The organism is Micromonospora sp. NPDC048170, assembly GCF_040652795.1.
Classification (GTDB): Bacteria; Actinomycetota; Actinomycetes; order Mycobacteriales; family Micromonosporaceae; genus Micromonospora.
In genome coordinates, this window is sequence record NZ_JBEZMR010000066.1 from 1 (window position 1) to 3,876 (window position 3,876).

General features: G+C 72.3%; 1 pseudogene. It reads right to left on the reverse strand.

Annotated features, from left to right (window positions below):
* Nucleotides 1-3,677 (reverse strand): annotated as a pseudogene (locus AB0D32_RS32610) (beta-ketoacyl synthase N-terminal-like domain-containing protein); the annotation flags it as partial.
* Between the last annotated feature and the right edge of the window lie 199 nt (nt 3,678-3,876).

Below are 3,876 nucleotides of genomic sequence, written 5' to 3' on the forward strand. Positions count from 1 at the left end.
CCCCACACACCACCACCCACCACCACCGGCAAATCCACCAACCCACCCCACCGCAACGGCAACTCCAAACCCACCACCCGACCCAAACCCCACACCGCGGAACCCGCGACGTCAGTCAGCACGTCGGAGCCGCCGACGGACACCGCCCCACGCGTCAACCACCACAGCCGGCCCGTCCCACCGACCTCGGCCAGCGCCTGCGCCACCGCCAGCGCCGTCGACACCTCGGCGACGGCCGGAACCGTGGACAGCTCCCGCGGATCGGCCAGGGACAGCAGGGACACCAGGTCGGCGTCCCGGCAGTCGGTCCCCATCGCCTCCCGCAGCAGCTGCGCCACCGCGTACCGGTCCGCGCCGGCCGGGACCAGCACCGGGACCACCCGGTCGGCCCGCGCCGCCAACGCCACGGCCACCGGGTCGTCCTGCTGCCCCGGCGCCATCAGCAGCAGCCAGGTCCCCGCCAGCGTCGCGGACTCCGGCACCTCGGCCGTACGCCACGTCGCCTGGTACCGCCAGGAGTCCACAGCGGCCCGCTGCTGCGTCGCCCGCCGCCAACGGGCGAGCTTGGGCAGCAGCGCCGTGGACGGCTCGTCCGCGCCCACCGCCAACTCGTCGCCCAGCACGCCGAGGTCCCCGGACTCGACCGCCGCCCAGAACTGCTCGTCGGACGGGGCGTGGGCGCTCTCCGGAGCCGGGCCGGGCCGGGAGTCCTCCAGCCAGTAGCGCCGCCGCTCGAAGGCGTACGTGGGCAGGTCCACCACGCGCGGCCGGGCACCGGTCTGACGGTGGTACGCCGCCCAGTCGACCGGCACACCCGCGATCCACAACTGCCCGACGGCGGCGGTGAGGGCGGTGACGTCGGACTGGTTCCGGCGCAGCGTGGCGACGTACCGCACGTCGTCGGCCGCTTCCGCCTCGGCGGCCATGGCGGTGAGGACGGCGTCCGGGCCGACCTCCAGGAAGGTGTCCGCACCCTGCTCGCGCAGAGCCGCCACCCCGTCGGCGAACCGCACCGGCTGCCGCACGTGCCGCACCCAGTACTGCGGATCGGTGATCTCTGCGGCGTCGGCCACGTTGCCGGTCACGTTCGACACCACCGGAATCCTCGGCGGCTGCCAGTCCAGCCCCGCCACCACCGCCGCGAACTCGCCCAACATCGGATCCATCAACCGCGAATGGAACGCGTGACTGACCGACAGCTCCTTCACCCGCCAACCCCGCTCACGGGAGGCCGCCACCACCGCCGCGACCTCGACCGCCGCACCCGACACCACCACCGACGCCGGACCATTCACCGCCGCGATATCCACCGCCGCACCCGACGCCTCGATCAGCTCACCAACCAACTCCTCCGGCGCACCGACCGCCGCCATCACCCCACCAGCCGGCAACGCCTGCATCAACCGACCCCGCGCCGCCACCAACACACACGCATCCGACAGCGACAACATCCCCGCCACGTAGGCGGCACTCACCTCACCGATCGAATGACCGGCCACAAAGTCCGCCCGCACACCCCACGACGCGAGCAACTCCCACAACGCCACCTCGACCGCAAACAACCCCGCCTGCGCAAACACCGTCTGGTCCAACAGACCCGCCTCGGGCGAACCCGCCTCCGCGAACACCACCTCCCGCAACGCACGCGGCAACAAACCGTCGAACCGCCCACACACCTCGTCGAACGCCGACGCGAACACCGGGAACACGTCGTACAACTCGCGGCCCATACCGACGCGCTGCGAACCCTGACCCGTGAACAACACCGCCCGACGACCCACCGACACCACACCCGACGACCGGCCCTCGGCAACCGCCGTCAAGCCCGCCGTCAGCTCCTCGACCGAACTGCCCCACACCACCGCCCGATGCTCCAACGCCGCCCGCGACACCACCAACGACCAGGACACATCCGACACCGCAAGATCGGAACGGCCCCCCACGAACGACGCCAACCGCGCCGCCTGACCCACCAGACCCCGCTCCGACCGCCCCGACACCACCCACGGCACCGGCAACGCCACGGTCGCACCCCCGACGGGCTGCGAGACGAACTCCCCAGCCGAGAGTTCGGTAGCGGCCTCAGGTTCACCGGCCGTCACCACCGGCGGTGCCGTCGGCACCACGTCGAGCGCCGACTCGGGCTGTTCCAGGATCACGTGGGCGTTCGTGCCGGAGATGCCGAACGACGACACCCCCGCCCGACGCGGACGCCCCACCGCCGGCCACTCCCGTGACTGGGTCACCAACTCCACCGCACCCGACGACCAGTCCACATGCGACGACGGCTCGTCCACGTGCAACGACGCCGGCACCACGCCCGAGCGCATCGCCAAGATCATCTTGATGATCCCCGCAGCCCCGGCAGCCGCCTGCGTGTGACCGATGTTCGACTTCACCGAGCCGAGGAGCAGCGGCGCAGCCTCGCCGCGACCCTGCCCGTACGTCGCCAGCAGCGCCTGCGCCTCGATCGGGTCACCGAGCCTGGTGCCGGTGCCGTGCGCCTCGACGACGTCCACATCCCCGGCCGACAGCCCTGCCGACGCGAGGGCCTGCCGGATCACCCGCTGCTGCGACGGGCCGTTCGGCGCCGTCAAACCGTTCGAGGCGCCGTCCTGGTTCACCGCCGTGCCACGTACCACCGCCAGGACCCGCCGGCCCTCGCGCCGCGCGTCCGACAACCGCTGCACCAGCAGCACGCCCACGCCCTCGGACCAGCCCGTGCCGTCCGCGTCGTCCGAGAACGACCGGCACCGGCCGTCGGCCGACAGCCCGCCCTGGATCGAGAATTCGGCGAAGGTGGCCGGAGACGCCATGACGCAGACACCGCCCGCGAGGGCCAGGTCGCACTCCCCCGACCGCAGCGCCTGCGCCGCCAGGTGCAGCGCCACCAGCGACGACGAACACGCCGTGTCCACCGTCACCGCCGGCCCCTCGAAGCCGAACGAGTACGACACCCGGCCCGACAACACGCTGGTCGCGTTGCCGGTGAGCAGGTGGCCGCCGACCTCCTGCGCCCGGCCCACCGACCCGCTGGCGTACCCCTGGAAGCTGGCACCGGCGAAGACGCCGACCGCGCCGCCCTTCAGGCTGGTCGGGTCGATGCCCGCCGACTCGATCGCCTCCCACGACGTCTCCAGCAGCAGCCGCTGCTGCGGATCCATCGCCAGCGCCTCGCGCGGTGAGATGCCGAAGAACTCGGCGTCGAACTCACCGGCGTCGTAGACGAAGCCGCCCCTACGGACGAAGGACGTGTCGGACAGGCCGCTGCCGAGGAAGCTGTCCCAGCCCCGGTCGAGGGGGAACTCGGAGATGCCGTCGCGTCCCGCGGCGAGCAGTTGCCACAGCTCGTCCGGCGATCCGACGCCACCCGGAAGGCGGCAGCCCATTCCGACGATCACGATCGGATCGTCGTCCACCGCGGTGACCCTGGGGGCGGCCGGCGCGGCACCCGAGGCGCCGAGCACGGCCTCCCGGATGAAGGTGACGAGGGCGGCCGGCGTCGGGTGGTCGAAGACCAGGGTGGAGGGCAGTGCGAGACCCGTCTCGGCGGTCAGCCGGTTGCGCAGCTCGACGGCGGTGAGCGAGTCGAAGCCGAGACGCTGGAACGCCCGGTCCGGCGGCACCGCCTCCACCGTGGCGTGGCCGAGCACCGCCGCCACCTGGGACCGTACGAGATCCAGGAGCGACGCCTCGACCTCCGGTGCCGTCAGGGGCGCGAGCCGCTCGCGAAGTGCGGAGGCCTGGTCGGTGGGGCCGGCGTGGGCCGCTGCCTCGATCGCGGACTGTGCTTCGGGGATCTCGGCAAACAACCGAGACGGACGCAACGCCGTAAACGACGACACAAACCGATCCCACCGCACATCCGCCACCACC